We start from the raw sequence: 18,193 nt of genomic DNA, 5'->3' as shown, positions 1-18,193 counted from the left end.
CACAACGGAACCTCTGTACCCCCTGGTGGAATGCTGCTACGTTTTCGGCAACTGGCCCCTCTCGTCCCCCGGAGGCATCCCATGGCCCGCCTCAGAACGGCCCGACCCAGGACGGCGCTGGTCGCCGCGGGTCTGACCGTCAGCCTGCTGCTCAGTGGTTGTTCCGCGCTGAGCAAGACACTGGACGGCGGCAGCGTCGCCGGTGACTTCCCCAGCCGCAACGTCGAGATCATGGTGCCCGCGGCGCCTGGCGGCGGCTGGGACCTGACCGCACGGCAGTTCCAGCACGTGATCCAGGAGGACAAGCTGCTGGCCGACCGCTCGGTCTCGGTGGTGAACGTGACCGGCGCCGGTGGCGCGGTCGGAATCTCGAAGCTGGTCACCAAGAACCGCAAGGACCCGCACACCCTGATGATCACCGGGCTGGTGATGGTCGGCGCCCTGACCCTGAACCAGTCCCAGATCAAGGTCTCCGACACCACCCCGATCGCAACGCTCACCGCCGAGCAGGAGGTGATCGTGGTCAAGGCCGACTCACCGCTGAAGACCCTCAAGGACCTGGTCGACCTCTACAAGTCCGACCCGGCGAAGGTCAGCTGGGGCGGCGGCACGATCGGCGGCACCGACCACATCACGGCGGGCACGCTGGTGAAGGCGGCCGGCCTGGATCCGTCGAAGGTGAAATACATCAGCTATTCCGGCGGCGGCGAGGCTACGGCCGCGATCCTGTCCGGTGACGTCACCGTCGGCATCTCCGGGATGAGCGAGTTCGAGGAGCAGATCACCGCCGGCAAGATGCGCGTGCTCGCGACCACCGGCGCCGAGCCGGTCACAGTCGGCGGCAAGCAGCTGCCGACGATGAAGTCCGAGGGGTACGACGCCGAGGTGCAGAACTGGCGGGCGATCGTGGCACCGCCCGGGATCCCGGACGCCGACCGGCAGCGGCTGGTCGAGTTCGTGACCAAGGTGAACAGCTCGCCGGAGTGGGCCGAGATCAGGAAGAAGCAGGGCTGGACCGAGTTCTTCAAGACCGGTGACGACGCGAGCAAGTTCATCGCGGACGAGACGACCCGGGTGCAGGCGCTGCTGAAGGAGCTGGGGATCGTATGAGTGACGTGGAAGCAGCAGAGGTCCGGGCGACCGACGTCGAGGTCGAGGCGTCCCGGCTGGTCCGGATCATCGCGGCGATCGTGCTGATCGTCCTGAGCGCGACGTTCCTGGTGGGCGTCTTCGACATCCGCAGTCCGAAGGGTTTCGATCCAGCCGGGCCGCGGTTCTTTCCGTTGCTGGTGACAACGGCTTGGCTGGTCTTCTCGATCGGCTATCTGATCGAGGGACTGCGATCGCCGAAGGCCGAGACCACCGGCGATCGCAGCTGGTTCGAGCCGGTAGCGGTGTCGGCGTTGCTCGTGCTTTACGCGCTACTGGTGGTCCCGCTGGGCTACGTCATCGCGACGGCGCTGCTGTTCTTCGCGGCGGCCCGGGTACTGGGTAGCCGGCAACTCGTGCGTGATGCGGTCGTGGCCGTCGTACTGACGGTTGCGGTGTATGTCGCGTTCACGCAGTTCCTGGACATCTCGTTGCCGGAAGGGGTGCTGGGCCTGTGATCGCCATGAGCACCGCCAGCGACCTGCTGCACGGATTCGGTACCGTCCTCGACCCGATGAACCTGCTGTGGGCCGTCCTCGGCGTCACCCTCGGCATGCTCGTCGGCATCCTGCCCGGCATCGGCCCGGCGCTCACGATCGCGCTCTTGCTGCCGATCACCTTCAACTTCTCCGACCCGATCGGCGCGTTCATCATGTTCGCCGGGATCTACTACGGCGCCATGTACGGCGGCTCGACCACGTCGATCCTGATCAACACGCCCGGCGAGTCGGCCTCGGTCGCGACCGCGATCGAGGGCCACAAGATGGCGCTCAAGGGTCGTGCTCGCGCGGCACTGGCGACGGCGGCGATCGGTTCGTTCGTGGCCGGCACGATCTCGACCGTGCTGCTGACCTTCGTCGCCAAGCCGATCGGCAACCTGGCCAGTCACTTTCAGGCCACCGACTACTTCGCCGTGACACTGCTCGCGATGGTCGCGGTGACCGCGCTCGTCGGTCACTCCATGGTCCGGGGACTGCTCTCACTGACGGTCGGGCTGTTCCTCGGGCTGATCGGTCTCGACAGTCTGTCCGGCGCACCGCGGTACACGTTCGGTTCGCTGCGGCTGCTCGACGGGATCGACGTGGTGATCGTGATCGTCGGTCTGTTCGCGATCGGCGAGACGTTGCATGTGGCATCGAAACTGCGGTCGACGCCGGATCGGCCCGCCGTACTGGAGAAGGGGCGGTTGCGGACCGGGTACCTGACCAAGTCGGACTGGAAGCGGTCGTGGGCGCCGTGGTTGCGCGGCACCGCGCTCGGCTTCCCGTTCGGCGCGATCCCGTCCGGCGGCGCCGAAGTACCGACGTTCCTGTCGTACTCGATCGAGCGTCGGCAGGCCCGTAAGAAGGGGCGTGACGAGTTCGGCAACGGCGCGATCGAGGGTGTCGCCGGTCCGGAGGCCGCGAACAACGCGTCGTTCTCCGGCGTCCTGGTGCCGCTGCTCACGCTCGGGCTCCCGACCTCCGCGACCGCCGCGGTGATGCTCGCGGCGTTCCAGATCTTCAACGTGCAGCCCGGCCCTCAGCTGTTCGAGAAGAACAGCACGCTGGTCTGGACGCTGATCGCCTCGCTGTACATCGGCAACCTGATCCTGCTGATCATGAACCTGCCGCTGATCGCGATCTGGGTCCAGGTGCTGAAGGTCCCGCGCCCACTCCTGTACGCCGGGATCCTGGTCTTCGCGTGTCTCGGCGTGTACTCGCTGTCGGGGTCGGGCTACGAGGTCCTGATGGCGCTGCTGATCGGCGTGGTCGGCTTCTTCATGCGCAAACTCGACTTCCCGATCGCACCGGTCATCCTCGGCGTCATCCTGGGGCCGACGATGGAAGAGCAGTTCCGCCGCGCACTCGTCATCTCCAACGGCGACGGCAGCGTGTTCTTCACCCGGCCGCTGAGCCTGATCATCATCGTGCTGACCGTGCTCGCCCTGTTCGTGCCGTACCTGCCGCGGATCGTCGCGCGCCTGCGTGGCACCCAGCCCGCGCACCAACGGCTCACTTTCGGCGAGGACGACTAGGGTGGCCCTGTGAAGATCCTGGTCGGTTACGTGCCAACGCCCGAGGGTGAGGCCGCGCTGGCGGCGGCCGGGAGCGAGGCGGCCCTCCGCGGCGCCTCGGTCCTGCTGCTGAACACCAGCCGCGGCGACGCCTACATCGACGCCCGCTACGCCAACGAGGCCGAGCTCGAGGCGGCCGCGGCCAAACTCCGCGGCCACGGCGTCGAGGTGACCATCCAGCAGGCGCTCTCCAACGGCGACGTCGCCGGCGAGCTCCTGAAGGCCGCCGCCGCGGAAGACGTCGGCCTGATCGTCCTCGGCCTGCGCCGCCGCTCCCCCGTCGGCAAACTCATCCTCGGCAGCACCGCCCAGCGCGTGCTGCTCGAGTCCCCGGTCCCGGTCCTCGCGGTGAAGGCACCGTCGGCCCACGACGACTGACCGGGTCGGTGCCGGCCCTGCCAGCGCTGGAAACTCGAACGCTGACTGTCAGGCGGGAAGGGGGATCGCGCTGAACTCGGCTTCGGGGACGGCGCGGTCGACGTACAGGGTCCAGGCTGCGTCGGCGATGTCGGTGGGGTTGAGGGTCGGGAGAGGTACGTCGGGATAGGTCTGGGTGGCGGTGGTGTGGATGTCGCCACCTTGGATGAGGCCGCCGATGGTGAGGGTGGCGGCGTAGACGTTCCTGTCTTTCAGGGCCGCGTTCAAGGTGAGCACGTACATGCGGAGGGCGGCGGAGGCGGGAGCCAGTGCGCCGAGCATGGGGATCGGGTATTTGCCGCTGAGTCCGCCGGGGATCAGGATCGTGCCGGTGTCGCGGGCGAGCATGTCCGGGAGGACGGCGTTGACGAGGTCGACGGCCGGGTGGACGAGCGTCTCGAAGGCTGCGGTGATCGTGGCCGCGGGGGCATCGGTGATCGGGATCGGTCCCCCGCCGTCGGCGGTCACCGGGCCGAAGTAGACGGTGTCGATCGGGCCTAGGTCATTGGTGATCGTGGCGAGGACTTCGCGCAGGGCTTCTGGGTCGCGGACATCGGCGGCGTAGGCGCGCGCTTCAGCTCCTTGCAACTCCTTCAGGTACGCCGAGTGCCGGGCGCTGGTTCGGGAGACGAGGGCGACGGCGAATCCTTCGCGGCCGAAGCGGTGGGCGATCGACAGGCCGAGGCCCGGGCCGGCGCCGAGGACGGCGATGACTTTGCGCATGAACTGCTCCTAAGTTGAGAGTGCTCTCAAGTTAGGCATAAGTTGAGGACAGCGTCAACTTTGCTAGGGTGAGGCTGTGCGAAGGGATGCGGAGCTCAATCGGGAGCGGCTGGTGGCAGCGGCTCGGGAGGTGTTCGCCGAGCGCGGGCTGGATGTCGCGCTGGATGCGGTCGCCAAGCGGGCCGGCGTGAGCATCGGCACGCTCTACAACCGCTTCCCCACTCGCAACGACCTTGTTCGCGCGGCGTTCGCCGACAGCGTGGACACGGTCGCGCGACTCGGCGAGCATGCGCTCGGCCTCGAGGATCCGTGGGACGGGTTCGTGTACTTCGTCGAGCAGGTGAGTCAGCTGCAGGCGGCCGATCGTGGGTACAACGAGCTGGCGGCGCGCGGCGTACCGACGTCCGAGGAGCTGGCGCGCGGGTACGACTTGATGAGCCGGATCGTGGCGCGGGCGCGGGAGGGCGGCGTACTGCGGGCGGACTTCACGCTGGAAGACATGGCGTTCGTGACGTGGTCGATCACGCGCACGATCGAAGCCACCGCCAAGACCGGTACGGCGGTCTGGCGGCGACACCTGGCGTTGATTCTGGACGGGTTGCGGGCGTCGGCGGCGCATCCGCTGCCGGTGCCGCCGTTGTCGCGCGAGGAGCTCGCGGACATCTATCGCGGCTGCTGATCGGGTAAACCACGTGAGCGGCTGGACCGGGCCGCCTAAACTTGGTCACGCCATGCCAGATGCCCGGACCGAGTTGTCGAGTCCTCCCCCAGTCCCCGGTCCCTCCCAGGACTCCGCCACGCCTACCCCCGGTCCTGCCGGCGGCGGGCGCACGCCACGTGATGGCGGCGCAGGTGATCGCCCAGCGGGCGGACGCGCGCCCGGCGATCGCGCACAGGCTGGTGATGCCGAGCCTCGGCCGCGGCGCAGGCGTCGGTCCGGTGGGAAGGGCGGCGCGCGGCGCGACGGGGATGCGGCGCGTGGCGAAGCGGCGGTTGCTGAGATCAACCTCGGCGAGGTGGTCGCTCGGCTGAACGAGTTGACGGCGTACGACCGGGAGCAGCTTGGGCGGCGGCTGGAGCGGGTTCGCGGCACGCAGGACGCGGTGAAGCGGGCCGATGCGCTGCAGGGTGTGCTCGGCGCGATCGAGCAGGCCGAACGGCGGGTCGAGTTCCGGCGGAACGCCGTACCGGAGATCACGTATCCGGAAGAGTTGCCGGTCAGCCAGCTGAAGGACGAGATCGCGGCGGCGATCCAGGCGCACCAGGTTGTCATCGTCGCCGGTGAGACCGGGTCGGGGAAGACGACGCAGCTGCCGAAGATTTGCCTCGAGCTCGGTCGCGGGATCCGCGGCATGATCGGGCACACGCAGCCGCGGCGGCTGGCCGCGCGCACGGTGGCGGAGCGGATCGCGTCGGAGCTCGACACCGAGCTCGGCGAGACGATCGGCTTCGCGGTGCGGTTCACCGACAAGGTGAGTGAACGCTCGCTGGTGAAGCTGATGACCGACGGCATCCTGCTGAACGAGCTGCAGCGCGACCGCGACCTGAGCCGGTACGACACGCTCATCATCGACGAGGCGCACGAGCGCAGCCTCAACATCGACTTCATCCTCGGCTACCTGAAGCAGCTGCTCCCCCGGCGACCCGATCTGAAGGTGATCATCACCTCAGCGACGATCGACCCGGAGCGGTTCGCCGAGCACTTCGCGGACAGCAAGGGCACGCCGGCGCCGATCGTCGAGGTGTCCGGCCGGACGTATCCGGTCGAGGTGCGGTACCGGCCGATCAACGATCCCGACGACCCGAGCACGATCGATCGCGACCAGACGCAGGCGATTCTGGATGCCGTCGACGAACTCGAGTACGAGGCGCCGGGCGACGTACTGGTGTTTCTGAGTGGTGAGCGGGAGATCCGGGACACCGCGGACGCACTGAACGACAAGTACGCCGCGCAGCGCGGCCGGCCGGGCGCGGTCGAGGTGCTGCCGTTGTATGCGCGACTGTCGAACGCCGAGCAGCACCGGGTCTTCCAGACCAGCGGCAATCGGCGGATCGTCCTGGCGACCAACGTCGCCGAGACCTCGTTGACCGTGCCCGGCATCAAATACGTGATCGACCCCGGTACGGCGCGGATCTCGCGGTACAGCCATCGGACCAAGGTGCAGCACCTGCCGATCGAGGCGGTCTCGCAGGCCAGCGCGAACCAGCGCAAGGGCCGTTGCGGCCGGACCAGCGACGGTATCTGCATCCGCTTGTACTCCGAGGAGCACTTCGAGAGCCGGGACGAGTTCACCGATCCGGAGATCCTGCGCACGAACCTCGCCTCGGTCATCCTGCAGATGACTGCGATCGGGCTGGGCGACATCGCGGCGTTCCCGTTCATCGACGAGCCGGACAAGCGCAGCATCACCGACGGCCTGCAGCTGCTCACCGAGCTCGGCGCGATCGAGCCGGCCAAGAGCGGTGAGCGGCATCGGCGGCTGACCCCGGTCGGGCGGCAGCTCGCGCAGATCCCGCTCGACCCGCGGCTGGCGCGGATGATCGTCGAGGCGGACAAGCACGCGTGTGTCCGTGAGGTGATGGTGATCGCCGCGGCGCTGTCGATCCAGGACCCGCGGGAGCGGCCGACCGAGGCGCAGGCCCAGGCTCAGCAGGCGCATGCGCGGTTCCGCGATCCGAACAGCGACTTCCTCGGATACCTCAATCTGTGGGCGTATCTGAAGAAGCAGCAGAAGGAGTTGTCGGGCAACCAGTTCCGCCGGATGTGCCGTGGCGAGTACCTGAACTACCTGCGTGTACGTGAGTGGCAGGACATCTTCGCGCAGCTGCGCCAGGTCGCGTCGCAGATCGGCGTCACGCTGAACAGCGGCGAGCCGGCCGATCCGCAGAGCGTGCACATCGCGCTGATGTCCGGGCTGCTGTCGCATCTCGGAATGAAGGATCCGGCGAACCAGAACCAGTACCTCGGTGCTCGCGGAACTCGCTTCGCGATCTTCCCGGGGTCGGGACTGTTCAAGAAGCCGCCGCAGTTCGTGATGGCCGCCGAGCTCGTCGAGACGTCGCGACTGTGGGCCCGCGTGAACGCGAAGATCGAGCCCGAGTGGGCGGAAGATCTCGCGCCGCACCTGATCAAACGGTCGTATTCGGAACCGCACTGGGAACGCAAGGCCGGTGCGGTGATGGCCTACGAGAAGGTCACCCTGTACGGCGTACCGATCGTTGCCCGGCGCAAGGTCAACTACGGCAAGGTCGACCCGGAGGCGTCCCGGGAACTGTTCATCCGGCACGCGCTGGTCGAGGGCGACTGGGACACCCATCACAAGTTCTTCCACGAGAACCGCAAGCTGATCGAGGAAGTCGAGGAGCTCGAGGAGCGCACCCGGCGCCGCGACCTGCTGGTCGACGACGAGACGCTGTTCGCCTTCTACGACGAGCGAATCGGCCCGGAGGTCGTGACCGGCCGGCACTTCGACACCTGGTGGAAGACGGCTCGGCAGCGCGACCCCGACCTGCTCGACTTCGAGCGGTCGCTCGTCGTCCGCGAGGGTGCGGAGGTGAAGGAGGAGGAGTTCCCGCTGCACTGGACGCAGAACGGGATGACCTTCGATCTCACCTATGCCTTCGAGCCCGGTACGGATGCTGACGGCGTGACCGTGCATCTGCCGTTGCTGGTGCTGAACCAGGTGACGGCGGAGGGCTTCGAGTGGAGCGTGCCCGGGTTCCGCGAGGAACTGGTGACGACACTGATCAAATCGTTGCCCAAGGCCATCAGGCGAAACATCGTGCCGGCGCCGGATCACGCGCGGCAGATCCTGCCGTATCTGGATCCCTCGTCCGGGCCGCTCACCACGGCGATGGCGCACGAGCTGCGGAACCTGCGCGAGGTCGTCATCGACGAGAGCGACTGGGACTGGAGCCGGGTGCCGGAGCACCTGCGGATGACGTTCCGGGTGGTCGACGACCAGGGCAAGACGGTGGCCGAGGGCAAGGATCTCGCCAAGCTGAAGGAGCGGCTGAAGCCGAAGACGACGGCTGCGATCTCGAAGGTCGCGGCAAAGGCGGTCAGTGGGCTGGAGCGGTCTGGGCTGACCGACTGGACGTTCGGTGATCTGCCGCGGACGTTCTCCGAGCATCGCAACGGGTTGACGGTGGCCGGGTATCCGGCGCTGGTCGACGAGGGGAAGACGGTCGCGATCCGGTTGCAGGAAACCGAACGCGACCAGGCCGCGGCGATGTGGAACGGTACGCGACGGCTGTTGCTGCTCACGATGCCTTCGGTGATTGACGTCGTACAGCGTCAGTTGACGAGTGCGCAGAAGCTCACGTTGCTGGCTGGGCCGCACCGCAATGTTGGTGAGTTGCTCGACGATGCGATCGCGGCTGCTGTTGATCAGCTGATGGCCGGCGCTAACGGACCGGCTTGGAATCTGACCGCGTTCTCGGTGCTGCGGGACGCCGTACGGTCGGAGCTTGCGGACACGGTGGTCGCGATTCTGCGGCAGGTGGAGCAGGTGCTCGGGCATGCGCGGACGGTGGACAAGGCGATCTCGCGTGCGTCCAGTCCGGCGTTGCTGGCGGCGTTGTCGGATGTCCGCGGTCAGCTGGAGGCGCTGATCAATCCGGGCTTCATCACCCGAACGGGTGCCGCTCGACTGCCGGACTTGATCCGCTATCTGCGCGGGATGGAACAGCGCCTCGACAAGATCGGCGCGAATGCCATGCGCGATCGGTCCGGCATGGCGATCGTGCAGACGCTCACCGAGGAGTACCAGAACCGACTGCGGGCCATCCCGACCGGGAAGTATCCGTCCCCCGAGCTTCTCGAAGTCCGCTGGATGCTGGAGGAGCTCCGCATCAGCCTCTTCGCCCAGACGATCGGTACGCCGTACCCGGTGTCGGAGAAGCGGATCCGCAAAGCCCTCTCCACGGCCTGACCAGACGCGCGGCTAGCTGTTGAGGAGGCGGTGGGCTAGAGCGTGGACGGCGGTTCGGAGTTCTGGGGGGTGGAGGATTTCGAAGGGCCAGGGGATGCGGGTGGTTTGGAAGAGGAGGGGGGCCAGGTCGTTGGCGGCGAAGCGGAGTTCGCAGGTGGTGGTGTCGATGGGGTCGACGATCACTTCTCGGGGCGGGAGGTGGATGCGGGCTGTTTCGGCGTCTATCTGGACTCGGATTCGGGCTACCAGGTTCCAGGGGGCTATGCCGGTGCCTTCGGCTACTAAGTCGAGGGGGTCGGGTGGGTTGGTGTGTTGGTAGCGGATGCCGGTTCGTTGGAGGTGGGTGATGCGGTCTACGCGGAAGGTGCGCCAGGCGTCGCGGTCGCGGTCTCGGGCTACGAGGTACCAGCGGCGGCCGGTGTGGACTATGCGGAGGGGTTCGACGCTGCGGGTGGAGTCGGTGCCGTCGTGGGTGCGGTAGGAGAAGCGGACGCCTTCTATGTCTCGGCAGGCGGCGGCGAGGGTGGTCAGGATGTCGGCGTCGATGGTGGGGAGCTCGCCTTGGGGTAGTTGGGCTACTTGGGCGCTGATCGCGCCGACCTGTTCGCGGAGGCGGGCCGGGAGGACCTGGTTCAGCTTGGTCAGGGCGGAGACGGCTGCTTCTTCGACGCCGGAGACGGTGGTCATCGTGGCGGCGCGGAGGCCGATGGCGACTGCGACTGCTTCTTCATCTTCGAGGAGGAGCGGTGGCAGACGCCCGCCGGGGCCGAGGCGGTAGCCGCCGCCGATGCCGGCTTCGGCGTCGATCGGGTAGCCGAGTGAGCGCAGTCGCGTGACATCACGCCGTACTGTCCGGGGCGTGATGTCCAGCCTGGACGCCAGCTCGGCGCCGTCCCACTGCGGACGCGACTGGAGCAGCGACAGCAGCCGGAGCAACCTCGTCGCGGTATCCATTTCTCCAGTTTGCCTGAACCTGCGGACCGATCCTGTCCGCAGGTCGTCCTACGGTGACGTCATGACCACGACCTTGGAGAACTTGCTGGATCTGTCCGACTTCGCGTGGGGGCGGCTGCGGGCGCGGGTGCAGGGACTGACGGACGAGGAGTACTTCTGGGAGCCGTTCGACGGTTGCTGGAGTGTGCGCAAGACCGACGACGGGCCTGCGATGGAGTCGACGCCGATCCCGCCGGAGCCGGCACCGTTCACGACGCTGGCGTGGCGCATCAGCCATATCGTCGACATCCTTCAGGAGGATCGGACGGCGACGTGGTTCGGGCACGAGGTGGATGCCGCGGACGGTCAGCCGCCGGTACCGGCGTCGGCGGCCGAGGCGTTGACGGGCCTCGATCACTCGTACGACGTCTGGCGGCGGAGGCTGGCGGCGCTGAGCACGGAGGACCTGGACCGGCCGATGGGCGCGATCGCCGGCCAGTACGCCGAGCACAATGGGATGGACTTCGCCCTGCACATCCTCGACGAGCTGATCCACCATGGCGCGGAGGTTGGGACGGTTCGCGACTTCTATCGCGGGCTGCACCCGGAGGACCCGTTCACCGCGGCTCTTGCTGGAGAGGTGACGGCGGCTGAGCGTCCGGGCTTGGTCGCGGAGGCTGCGGCGGCGCAGCGGTGGGACGTCATTCCGCAGCTCGCCGAACTGGGCTTCGGACTCAACGAAAAGACGACCGACGGGTTCACGGCGGCGCACCTGGCCGCGGGGAACGGTTCCCTCGACACAGTGCGGTTCCTGGTCGAGCGGGGAGCCGATCTGTCGATCACGGATCCGCGCTTCAACGCCGACGTACTGGGGTGGGCGAAGTGGTTCAAGCAGGCGGATGTTGTTGCCTACCTCGAAGCATGAAGAAGCCCGCCCCGGCGCCACAGGCCGGGACGGGCGAGGTGTCATCAGCGAACTGCTACTCCAGGCAGATCCGGAACGGGTGTCCGGCCGGATCGGCGTAGATCCGCCAGCCGCGCGCATTGTCGGCCGGAGGTGGGTCGAGCGGGTCCAGCGGCTCCGCTCCGAGGGCGACCACGGTCGCATGGCCACTGGAAAGGTCCTCGACGATGAGGTCGAGGTGGAGATCCTGCGCATCGGTGCCGGGCCACGTGGCCGGCAAGTACTCCTCCGAGCGCCGGAAGGCCAGCGTCGTGAACCCGAGCGACGAGCCGGGGCCGGTCAGGCTCCGCCAGTCGTCGTCACCGTTCTCGTCGATGTCCAGCCCCAGCAGCGCCGAGTAGAACCGGGCGAGCTCCAGCGGATCCGGGCAATCCAGAACCACCGAGCCGAGCCGCCCGGCAGTACTGCCCGGCTGCTCTGCCACCTGCGTCATCTGTCCTCCAGCTTCGTCACTTCGACTGCCTGCTCCTGTCGGAACAGGACCTACGGGCCTCTCTGGTCGGAAGGCCCGGCCGCCTACGATGACAGGTCGATGGGACAGTTCGCACCTTTCGACACGCCTGCTTGACCGGTCAGGGAGCTGGCAGCGGCGACGTGCATCGTCTTGACGGGGAGAGCGCCTGCCCGAACACTTTCGGTCATGAAGCGACTACTCCGCCCCCGTCGTCCTTTGACCGGTCTCCTGACCGCCGCCCTCCTGACAGCGCCGCTCTTCGCCGTACCGGCCGCAGCACAGCCGGCCGCGGCACCCGCGCTGATCCCGAAGCCCGTCTCCCAACGAGCGCTCTCCGGTGAGACGTTCACGCTGCGGTCGTGGACGACCATCGGCGTCGTCACCAGCTCGAAGGCCCGCAAGGCCGCGTACGGCGTCGCCGAGCGGCTGTCCGCTCAGCTGCGGCGTACCACCGGCTATCCGATCCCCGTCGTACCGGCTGTTGGCACGATCCGCCTCTCGACCAATGGCCCGAGCTCGCTCGGCGCGGAGGGCTACCAGCTTCGCGTCGACCACGCGGCCGTCACTATCACGGCGGCGACGCCGGAGGGACTGTTCCGCGGCGTCACCACCCTGCGGCAGCTGCTGCCGGCCAAGGTGGAAGCGTCGACCCGCCAGGCCGGTCCCTGGAAGATCGCCGGTACCGAGATCTCCGACTCCCCTCGCTTCGCCTACCGCGGCACCATGCTCGACGTCTCCCGGCACTTCTTCTCGGTGGCCGAGGTCAAGCGGTACATCGATCTCGCGTCGCTCTACAAGCTCAACAAGCTGCATCTGCACCTGGCCGACGACCAGGGCTGGCGAGTCCAGGTCGACAGCTGGCCGCGACTGACGACGTACGGCGGCAGCCTGGAGGTCGACGGTACGCCGGGCGGCCACTACACGAAGGCCGACTTCGCGGAGATCGTGAAGTACGCCGCAGAGCGCTATCTCACCGTGATCCCGGAGATCGACACCCCCGGGCACACGAACGCCGCACTCGCGTCGTACGCCGACCTGAACTGCGACGGGATCGCCCCGCCGCTCTACACGGGCACCGACGTGGGCTTCAGCTCCCTGTGTGTCGGCAAGGAGCTCACCTACTCGTTCCTCGACGACGTGTTCCGCGAGGTCGGCGCACAAGCGCCGGGCGACATTCTGCACCTGGGCGGCGACGAGGCGCACTCGACGCCGCACCAGGACTACGTGACTTTTGTGAACAAGGCCACTGCGCTGGTCACCAAGCACGGCAAGCGGGTGATGGGCTGGCAGGAGATCGCCGACACCACGCTGCCGGCCGGGAGCATCGCGCAGTACTGGGGCACTGACGACGACCGCTCCCGTGAGCTCGCCCGGAAGGCGGCCGCCCAGGGCGCGCAGGTGGTCATGTCGCCGGCCAACCGCGCCTACCTCGACATGAAGTACGACGACAGCACGCCGTACGGGCAGGACTGGGCGGGGCTGGTGAGCGTCAAGGACTCGTACAACTGGAACCCGACCACGCTGATCCCGAACCTGCCGGCGAGCGCTGTCGCGGGCGTCGAGGCGCCGCTGTGGTCGGAGACGCTGGACAACCTCGACAAGGTCGAGTTCATGGCGTTTCCGCGGCTGCCGGGTATCGCCGAGCTCGGATGGTCATCCGCTTCGGCGCTCGACTGGACGACGTACCAGGACCGGTTGGCGGGGCAGGGCTCGCGCTGGGACGTGCTGAGCGTGAACTTCTACCGAGCGCCGGAGATCGCCTGGCGCTAGTCAGCTGAGGACGCGGTCGAGCAGCCAGGCGGTGGACTCGTCCAGGTCCTGCTCGGCGATCGTGTGGTGCGTCGCGTCCCCGTCCGGGGTCGCGCGCACCTCCAGCCGGTAGACGTACCTGTCCGGCTGCGGACGGCCGGTGCCGAGCTCGGCGCTCTCGAGCGCCTGGAGGGCCGCCTCCAGCCGCTCTGCGTCGGGCTGGGCGCTCGTGTCGAGCTCGCCCTGGGCGACGAGCCCGGCGAACCCTCCACTGCGGGTCACGGTGACGATCAACAGCTGCTCCTCGGGGCGGTCGGGGCACCACGATTGCGTGCCGTGCAACGAATGTCCAGAGTCGCGCGACACGCCGAGAAATTCGATCATCAACGCGCGCCCATTACCCGGCGTACAGGGCACTTTGTCTCACGTTGCCATCGTCTCCACCATGCTCCGGACGACGAATCAGCAGGTCGGCGCGGGATTCGGGGTGTTCCGAGCGGCTCACGGCAGGGATCCGGCGGGTGAATCCGCGTGAACACGGAGCGTGGCACCCGGCGACAATCAGCGACACGTGTTCTCGATCACCCCTTCCCCGCGGCTCCAGATCGGCTACAGTTGTCGCGTTGCAGTTTTGGACTCCCACTGACTTTCGCTGTGCTGTACGGCCGGTTTCGTCGTCTGGGGCCTTTCGGCGACACGCGGTTCATGAGGTGTGGATCGCGTCTTGTTACAAGCCATCAAGGAGATAGACAACAATGGCTGTCGGTACTGTCAAGTGGTTCAACGCTGACAAGGGCTTCGGCTTCATCACCCCGGATGACGGTGGCGCGGACGTGTTCGCGCACTACTCGGCCATCCAGACCTCGGGCTTCCGCTCGCTGGACGAGAACCAGCGCGTCGAGTTCGAGATCACCCAGGGCCAGAAGGGCCTTCAGGCGGAGAACATCCGCCCGATCTGATCTTCGGATCAAGCTCTTCTGAACTGAGTCAGGGCCACACATCTTCGGATGTGTGGCCCTTTCCTCGTTCCGGGTCCGGCGATTGCCGCAAAGGCGTCAGCGGAATCGGGGAATGACCTCGGCCGCGACCTGTTCGAGCACGTCTTCGCTGCCGGCGTAAACGCCTTCGGCGCGCGGCCAGTGGGTGATGACGTCGGTGAATCCGAGGGCGGCGGCGCGGCCGACGATGTCCTCGAAGGCTGCGACGCTGGACAAGGCATAGGCGCCGTTGTCGATCGAGAGATAGCGGTCGAACGGGCGCTGCTCCCCCGCTGCGGCCAAAACGTCGTCCAGGCGGTGCGTGAGGTCCGTGACCGTGGCGAACCAGCTGTCGAGATCGTCGGCGCGACCGCCGGTGGTGACCCAGCCGGCGCCGTACCGGGCGGCCAGGCGGAGCGAGCGCGGGCCGTTGGCGGCCATCACGAATGGGACGCGCGGCTGCTGGACGCAGCCGGGGAGAGTGCGGCCGTTGCGGACCTCGAAGTACTCGCCCTTGTAGTCGACGCCGTCCGTGGTGAGCAGGGTGTCCAGCAGCTCGACGAACTCGGTGAGCCGGTCGACCTTCTGCCGCGGGGAGAGCTCCGAGCCGCCCTGGATGGTGGTGTCGATACCGCCGCCGGCGCCGATGCCGCAGAGGAAACGGCCGTCGGAGATGTCGTCGACGGCCAGGATCTCGCGGGTCAGGGCGAGCGGGTGCCGGAAGTTCGGCGAGGTGACGAAGGTGCCGAGCTTGATCGTGGACGTCGCCAGTGCCGCCGCGGTCAGCGTGGGCGTCGTCCCGTACCAGGGTGAGTCCTGGAGGCCGCCCCAGGTCAGGTGGTCGTAGGTCCAAGCATGGTCGAAGCCGAGCTCCTCGGCGCCTCGCCAGCGCCGCTCTGCTTCCTTCCACCGGTACTCCGGCAGGATCGTGATCCCGAATCGCATGCTCGCACCCTACCGAGCCGGGAATAGATGAACGCTCAACTACATTGATCTCTGACATGACTACCCCGGTGCTGTACCTGAGCCACGGCGCTCCCCCGCTCGCCGACGACCGCCGCTGGACCGCCGAGCTGGCCGGCGTCGCGGCCGGACTCGAGCGCCCGACCGCGATCCTGATCGTCTCCGCCCATTGGGAGGCCGCCCCGCTCACCCTCGCGGCCACCGAGACCGTGCCGCTGCTCTACGACTTCGGCGGCTTCCCGGAGCGCTACTACCAGGTCCAGTACGCCGCTCCCGGCGCCCCGCAGCTCGCCGACCAGGTCCGCAAGCTCCTGCACTCCCCCGGTACGCCGGTCTACGACGACCCGACCCGCGGTCTCGACCACGGCGCCTACGTCCCGCTGAAGGAGATGTACCCCGACGCCGACATCCCGGTGCTGCAGGTGTCGATGCCGACCCTCGATCCGACCGAGCTCTTCCGCATCGGCGAGAAGCTCGCGCCCCTGCGCGACCAAGGCGTCTTGATCATCGGCAGCGGCTTCACCACGCACAACCTGCGCGAGATCAACTTCCCCGCCGGCACCGACGCCCCCGCCCCGAACTGGTCGATCGAGTTCGACGACTGGACCCGCCGCGCCTTGCAGTCCCAGGACGTCGACTCCCTCATCGACTTCCTCCACAAGGCCCCCGCCGCCACCATCGCCCACCCGCGCACCGAGCACTTCGCCCCGCTCTTCGTCACCCTCGGCGCCGCCGCCCACGAGCTGTCCACCGCCAACTCCGTCATCGACGGCTTCTGGTACGGCTTGTCCAAGCGTTCCTGGCAGATCGGCTAGGGAAAAGAAGTACGATCTTGCCTAGAGGAGGTAGGTATGTCAGCCCTTGAGCACGAGCCCTATTTCGATCCATTGGTCGATCTGGACGGCCTGTGGACCGTGGAATTGGCGGCGCGTCACCTGCCCATCGACGGGATGCCGCCCGCGCGGTACGAGGCAGTAGAGGGAAGGCTCCGAATGAGTCCCCGTGAGGGAAGCGCCAACAGCTGGGCCACGGCCCAGCTCATCGGCCTGTTGCAACCGTCGGCACGGTCTGCGGGACACGCGTTGTACACGGCGCTCAATGTCCGGACCGGGATCAACGGGTGGATCGAGCCCGATTTGGTGCTTCTCAAGAGCCCGGCCAGGAATCAGACCTGGTTCGAGCCTGAGCAAGTGCTGTGCCCCATCGAGATCATTTCCCCGTCCTCCCATCACAGGGATCGGATCGACAAGCCGGCCATCTGCGCCGCGCTCGGCATTCCGTTCTATCTGCACGTGCAGGTTTGGCGGGGTGAGGTGGAACTGGAGTTGCTGCAGCTCGGCTCCGGCGGTCGGTACATCACTCAGGCGCGGGCACGCTCCGGTGAGCTGTTCGAGACCGCTGAGCCGTTCCCGATGAGCTTCGACCCGGCGGAGCTTCTCGAGCCCTAGGGAACGGGCGTCGGGAAGGTGGCGATGGCTTCGCAGCCGATGCTGGCTAGCCAGACGGTGCCGTTGTGTTCGCGGACGCCGGTGGGCATGCGGAAGTCGGGGTGGGTGCCGCGGAGGTCGTGGACGAGGGTGCCTGATTCGTCGTAGGCCTGGAGTTCGATGATGTCGGCGGGCTTGGGCTGGAGGGCGTCGGGGAGGGCCCAGACGAGCTTGCGGAGGATGGGGGGCTTCGGGAGCAGGAGGTCGAGGAGCGCGTTGCGAGGTGAGCCGATGGTGACCCAGATCAGGCCGTCGGAACCGCGGGAGATGTTGTCGGGCAGGCCGGGGACGCGGGTCAGTACGTCGGGCTGCGCGTTCGGCGTACCGAGGTCGAGTTTGTAGACGGCGTACGTCGCGGTCTCGGCCCAGTAGAGCGTTTGGTGGTCGGCGCTGAGGGCGACGCCGTTGGGGAAGGCCCGGTTGGCCGCCAGGCGGGTGACCTTGCCGTCCGGGGTGAGGCGGTAGACGCTGCCGGTGGCCGAGTGCTCGAGCAGGTCGCCCTTCCAGTTCTCGAAGCCGAACCGGGTGGACGAGTCGGTGAAGTAGATCGTGCCCTCGGGGGCGACGGCGGCGTTGTTGCAGAAGCGCATCGGGCGGCCGTCGATCTCGGCCAGCAGGGTTGCGACGCGGCCGTCCTTGTCCAGCGTGAGCAGACCGCGGTTGGCGTCGCAGATCAGCACCTTGCCGTCGGGCAGCCACTCCAGGCCGAGCGGGCGGCCGCCCGTGTCCGCGAGCGTGCTGATCGTCGTACCGTCGGCGCTGACCCGCAGAATGCGGCCGTCCTGCAGGCCGGTCAGCACACTGCCGTCCTCGTCGATCAACGCGTCCTCAGGCCCATGACCCGGTACGGCGACCGTCGTCACGTCGAGGCTTGCCGGATGACGAACCGCGTCGGCGGGCGGCGGGGTCCAGCGCACGGGGGCGATCGAAGCCTTCATGCCCAGACTCTACAAGGCGTCAGAACCCAAGCACACAACGCAACATCCCGGACCGGCCACGAGGGCCGGCCCGGGATGAACTGCGTCAATCAGAAGATGACTTCGCCGCGGGCACGCCGCGCGCGGAGCTTCTCCAGTGCCTCTTCGAGGATCTCGGCCGCCTCCGTCTCGGAGCGCCGCTCCTTCACGTAGGCCAGGTGCGTCTTGTACGGCTCGATCTTCACCGGCGGCGGCGGGTTGTTCACATCGGTGCTGGTCGGCAGACCGCACCGCGGACAGTCCCACGCCTCCGGGACGGCTGCCTCGACGGCGAAGACGGTCGCGGTCTCGTGCCCGTTGGCACAGAAGAACACGACACGCTGCCGGGGCGCGGTGTCGCCGCGCTCCGCTTCGCCCATCGGGCCGGCACCGACCCGGCTGCCACGAATCGCACTACCACCACCAGCCAC

18 protein-coding genes are annotated in these 18,193 nt (G+C 67.7%); 11 read left to right on the top strand and 7 right to left on the bottom strand.

Going from position 1 to position 18,193, the window contains the following annotated elements; all coding sequences use genetic code 11:
• Positions 1-81 precede the first annotated feature (81 nt).
• From ABZS29_RS22060 to ABZS29_RS22045, 4 genes are read left to right on the top strand one after another with little or no spacing between them, the layout of a single operon-like run.
• Entirely contained in the window at positions 82-1,110 is a 1,029-nt protein-coding gene (locus tag ABZS29_RS22060; RefSeq protein WP_355464141.1) for a tripartite tricarboxylate transporter substrate binding protein, read from the top strand.
• Positions 1,107-1,607, top strand: a complete 501-nt coding sequence (locus tag ABZS29_RS22055) for a tripartite tricarboxylate transporter TctB family protein (protein WP_355464140.1) — start codon at positions 1,107-1,109, stop codon at positions 1,605-1,607. The genes ABZS29_RS22060 and ABZS29_RS22055 overlap by 4 nt, the downstream gene beginning before the upstream one ends.
• A gap of 5 nt (positions 1,608-1,612) precedes the next feature.
• Complete coding sequence (locus ABZS29_RS22050; RefSeq protein ID WP_355464139.1) at positions 1,613-3,166, top strand: tripartite tricarboxylate transporter permease; 1,554 nt, start codon at positions 1,613-1,615, stop codon at positions 3,164-3,166.
• Between the two features lie 9 nt (positions 3,167-3,175).
• Positions 3,176-3,583: a universal stress protein gene (locus tag ABZS29_RS22045; protein WP_355464138.1), complete on the top strand. Its 408-nt coding sequence runs from the start codon at positions 3,176-3,178 to the stop codon at positions 3,581-3,583.
• A gap of 48 nt (positions 3,584-3,631) precedes the next feature.
• Here ABZS29_RS22045 and ABZS29_RS22040 read toward each other — a convergent pair whose 3' ends face one another.
• Positions 3,632-4,345, bottom strand: coding sequence for an SDR family NAD(P)-dependent oxidoreductase (locus tag ABZS29_RS22040; protein ID WP_355464137.1), 714 nt, complete (start codon positions 4,343-4,345; stop codon positions 3,632-3,634).
• Positions 4,346-4,421: 76 nt separating this feature from the next.
• On the opposite strand from ABZS29_RS22040, the gene ABZS29_RS22035 reads away from it, so the two are divergent.
• Positions 4,422-5,024 carry a helix-turn-helix domain-containing protein gene (locus ABZS29_RS22035; RefSeq protein WP_355464136.1) on the top strand — a complete coding sequence of 201 codons (603 nt, stop codon included), beginning with the start codon at positions 4,422-4,424 and terminating at the stop codon, positions 5,022-5,024.
• Positions 5,025-5,361: 337 nt separating this feature from the next.
• Complete coding sequence (gene hrpA, locus ABZS29_RS22030) at positions 5,362-9,279, top strand: ATP-dependent RNA helicase HrpA (protein WP_355464135.1); 3,918 nt, start codon at positions 5,362-5,364, stop codon at positions 9,277-9,279.
• A gap of 12 nt (positions 9,280-9,291) precedes the next feature.
• Here hrpA and ABZS29_RS22025 read toward each other — a convergent pair whose 3' ends face one another.
• Entirely contained in the window at positions 9,292-10,233 is a 942-nt protein-coding gene (locus ABZS29_RS22025; protein ID WP_355464134.1) for a WYL domain-containing protein, read from the bottom strand.
• Between the two features lie 61 nt (positions 10,234-10,294).
• Here ABZS29_RS22025 and ABZS29_RS22020 point away from each other — a divergent pair, with 61 nt between their 5' ends.
• Positions 10,295-11,137, top strand: coding sequence for a DinB family protein (locus ABZS29_RS22020; protein ID WP_355464133.1), 843 nt, complete (start codon positions 10,295-10,297; stop codon positions 11,135-11,137).
• Between the two features lie 55 nt (positions 11,138-11,192).
• Here the strand turns inward: ABZS29_RS22020 and ABZS29_RS22015 are convergent, their stop codons facing one another.
• A complete protein-coding gene (locus ABZS29_RS22015) occupies positions 11,193-11,609 on the bottom strand; it encodes a VOC family protein (RefSeq protein WP_355464132.1) in 417 nt (138 codons plus the stop codon).
• A gap of 207 nt (positions 11,610-11,816) precedes the next feature.
• Between ABZS29_RS22015 and ABZS29_RS22010 the strand changes: the two genes are divergently transcribed.
• Positions 11,817-13,400, top strand: a complete 1,584-nt coding sequence (locus tag ABZS29_RS22010; protein ID WP_355464131.1) for a beta-N-acetylhexosaminidase — start codon at positions 11,817-11,819, stop codon at positions 13,398-13,400.
• Here ABZS29_RS22010 and ABZS29_RS22005 read toward each other — a convergent pair whose 3' ends face one another.
• Positions 13,401-13,673, bottom strand: a complete 273-nt coding sequence (locus tag ABZS29_RS22005) for a protealysin inhibitor emfourin (protein WP_355464130.1) — start codon at positions 13,671-13,673, stop codon at positions 13,401-13,403.
• Between the two features lie 461 nt (positions 13,674-14,134).
• Between ABZS29_RS22005 and ABZS29_RS22000 the strand changes: the two genes are divergently transcribed.
• Positions 14,135-14,338 carry a cold-shock protein gene (locus ABZS29_RS22000; protein ID WP_012921273.1) on the top strand — a complete coding sequence of 68 codons (204 nt, stop codon included), beginning with the start codon at positions 14,135-14,137 and terminating at the stop codon, positions 14,336-14,338.
• 96 nt (positions 14,339-14,434) lie between these two features.
• Here ABZS29_RS22000 and ABZS29_RS21995 read toward each other — a convergent pair whose 3' ends face one another.
• Positions 14,435-15,301, bottom strand: a complete 867-nt coding sequence (locus ABZS29_RS21995; RefSeq protein WP_355464129.1) for an LLM class flavin-dependent oxidoreductase — start codon at positions 15,299-15,301, stop codon at positions 14,435-14,437.
• A gap of 56 nt (positions 15,302-15,357) precedes the next feature.
• Between ABZS29_RS21995 and ABZS29_RS21990 the strand changes: the two genes are divergently transcribed.
• Together ABZS29_RS21990 and ABZS29_RS21985 are read left to right on the top strand one after the other, a co-directional pair.
• Entirely contained in the window at positions 15,358-16,134 is a 777-nt protein-coding gene (locus tag ABZS29_RS21990; protein ID WP_355464128.1) for a class III extradiol ring-cleavage dioxygenase, read from the top strand.
• Positions 16,135-16,170: 36 nt separating this feature from the next.
• Entirely contained in the window at positions 16,171-16,767 is a 597-nt protein-coding gene (locus ABZS29_RS21985) for a Uma2 family endonuclease (protein ID WP_355464127.1), read from the top strand.
• Here ABZS29_RS21985 and ABZS29_RS21980 read toward each other — a convergent pair.
• Together ABZS29_RS21980 and ABZS29_RS21975 are read right to left on the bottom strand one after the other, a co-directional pair.
• On the bottom strand, positions 16,764-17,744 hold the full coding sequence (locus ABZS29_RS21980; protein WP_355464126.1) for an SMP-30/gluconolactonase/LRE family protein: 981 nt from the start codon (positions 17,742-17,744) through the stop codon (positions 16,764-16,766). The genes ABZS29_RS21985 and ABZS29_RS21980 overlap by 4 nt on opposite strands.
• A gap of 89 nt (positions 17,745-17,833) precedes the next feature.
• Entirely contained in the window at positions 17,834-18,193 is a 360-nt protein-coding gene (locus ABZS29_RS21975; RefSeq protein WP_355464125.1) for an RNA polymerase-binding protein RbpA, read from the bottom strand.

The organism is Kribbella sp. NPDC005582, from assembly GCF_040605415.1.
GTDB lineage: Bacteria > Actinomycetota > Actinomycetes > Propionibacteriales > Kribbellaceae > Kribbella.
Note: the sequence above shows the minus strand (reverse complement) of the source record. Positions and strands in the feature narration are given on the sequence as shown.

Bases quoted from the DNA above. Each gene is read 5' to 3' on its own strand.
- ABZS29_RS22055 (WP_355464140.1), top strand. From the start codon at position 1,107: ATGAGTGACGTGGAAGCAGCAGAGGTCCGGGCGACCGACGTCGAGGTC.
- ABZS29_RS21995 (WP_355464129.1), bottom strand. From the start codon at position 15,301: ATGCGATTCGGGATCACGATCCTGCCGGAGTACCGGTGGAAGGAAGCA.
- ABZS29_RS22060 (WP_355464141.1), top strand. From the start codon at position 82: ATGGCCCGCCTCAGAACGGCCCGACCCAGGACGGCGCTGGTCGCCGCG.
- ABZS29_RS22010 (WP_355464131.1), top strand. From the start codon at position 11,817: ATGAAGCGACTACTCCGCCCCCGTCGTCCTTTGACCGGTCTCCTGACC.
- ABZS29_RS22040 (WP_355464137.1), bottom strand. From the start codon at position 4,345: ATGCGCAAAGTCATCGCCGTCCTCGGCGCCGGCCCGGGCCTCGGCCTG.
- ABZS29_RS21990 (WP_355464128.1), top strand. From the start codon at position 15,358: ATGACTACCCCGGTGCTGTACCTGAGCCACGGCGCTCCCCCGCTCGCC.
- ABZS29_RS22000 (WP_012921273.1), top strand. From the start codon at position 14,135: ATGGCTGTCGGTACTGTCAAGTGGTTCAACGCTGACAAGGGCTTCGGC.
- ABZS29_RS22025 (WP_355464134.1), bottom strand. From the start codon at position 10,233: ATGGATACCGCGACGAGGTTGCTCCGGCTGCTGTCGCTGCTCCAGTCG.
- ABZS29_RS22050 (WP_355464139.1), top strand. From the start codon at position 1,613: ATGAGCACCGCCAGCGACCTGCTGCACGGATTCGGTACCGTCCTCGAC.
- ABZS29_RS21980 (WP_355464126.1), bottom strand. From the start codon at position 17,744: ATGAAGGCTTCGATCGCCCCCGTGCGCTGGACCCCGCCGCCCGCCGAC.
- ABZS29_RS22015 (WP_355464132.1), bottom strand. From the start codon at position 11,609: ATGACGCAGGTGGCAGAGCAGCCGGGCAGTACTGCCGGGCGGCTCGGC.
- ABZS29_RS22020 (WP_355464133.1), top strand. From the start codon at position 10,295: ATGACCACGACCTTGGAGAACTTGCTGGATCTGTCCGACTTCGCGTGG.
- ABZS29_RS21985 (WP_355464127.1), top strand. From the start codon at position 16,171: ATGTCAGCCCTTGAGCACGAGCCCTATTTCGATCCATTGGTCGATCTG.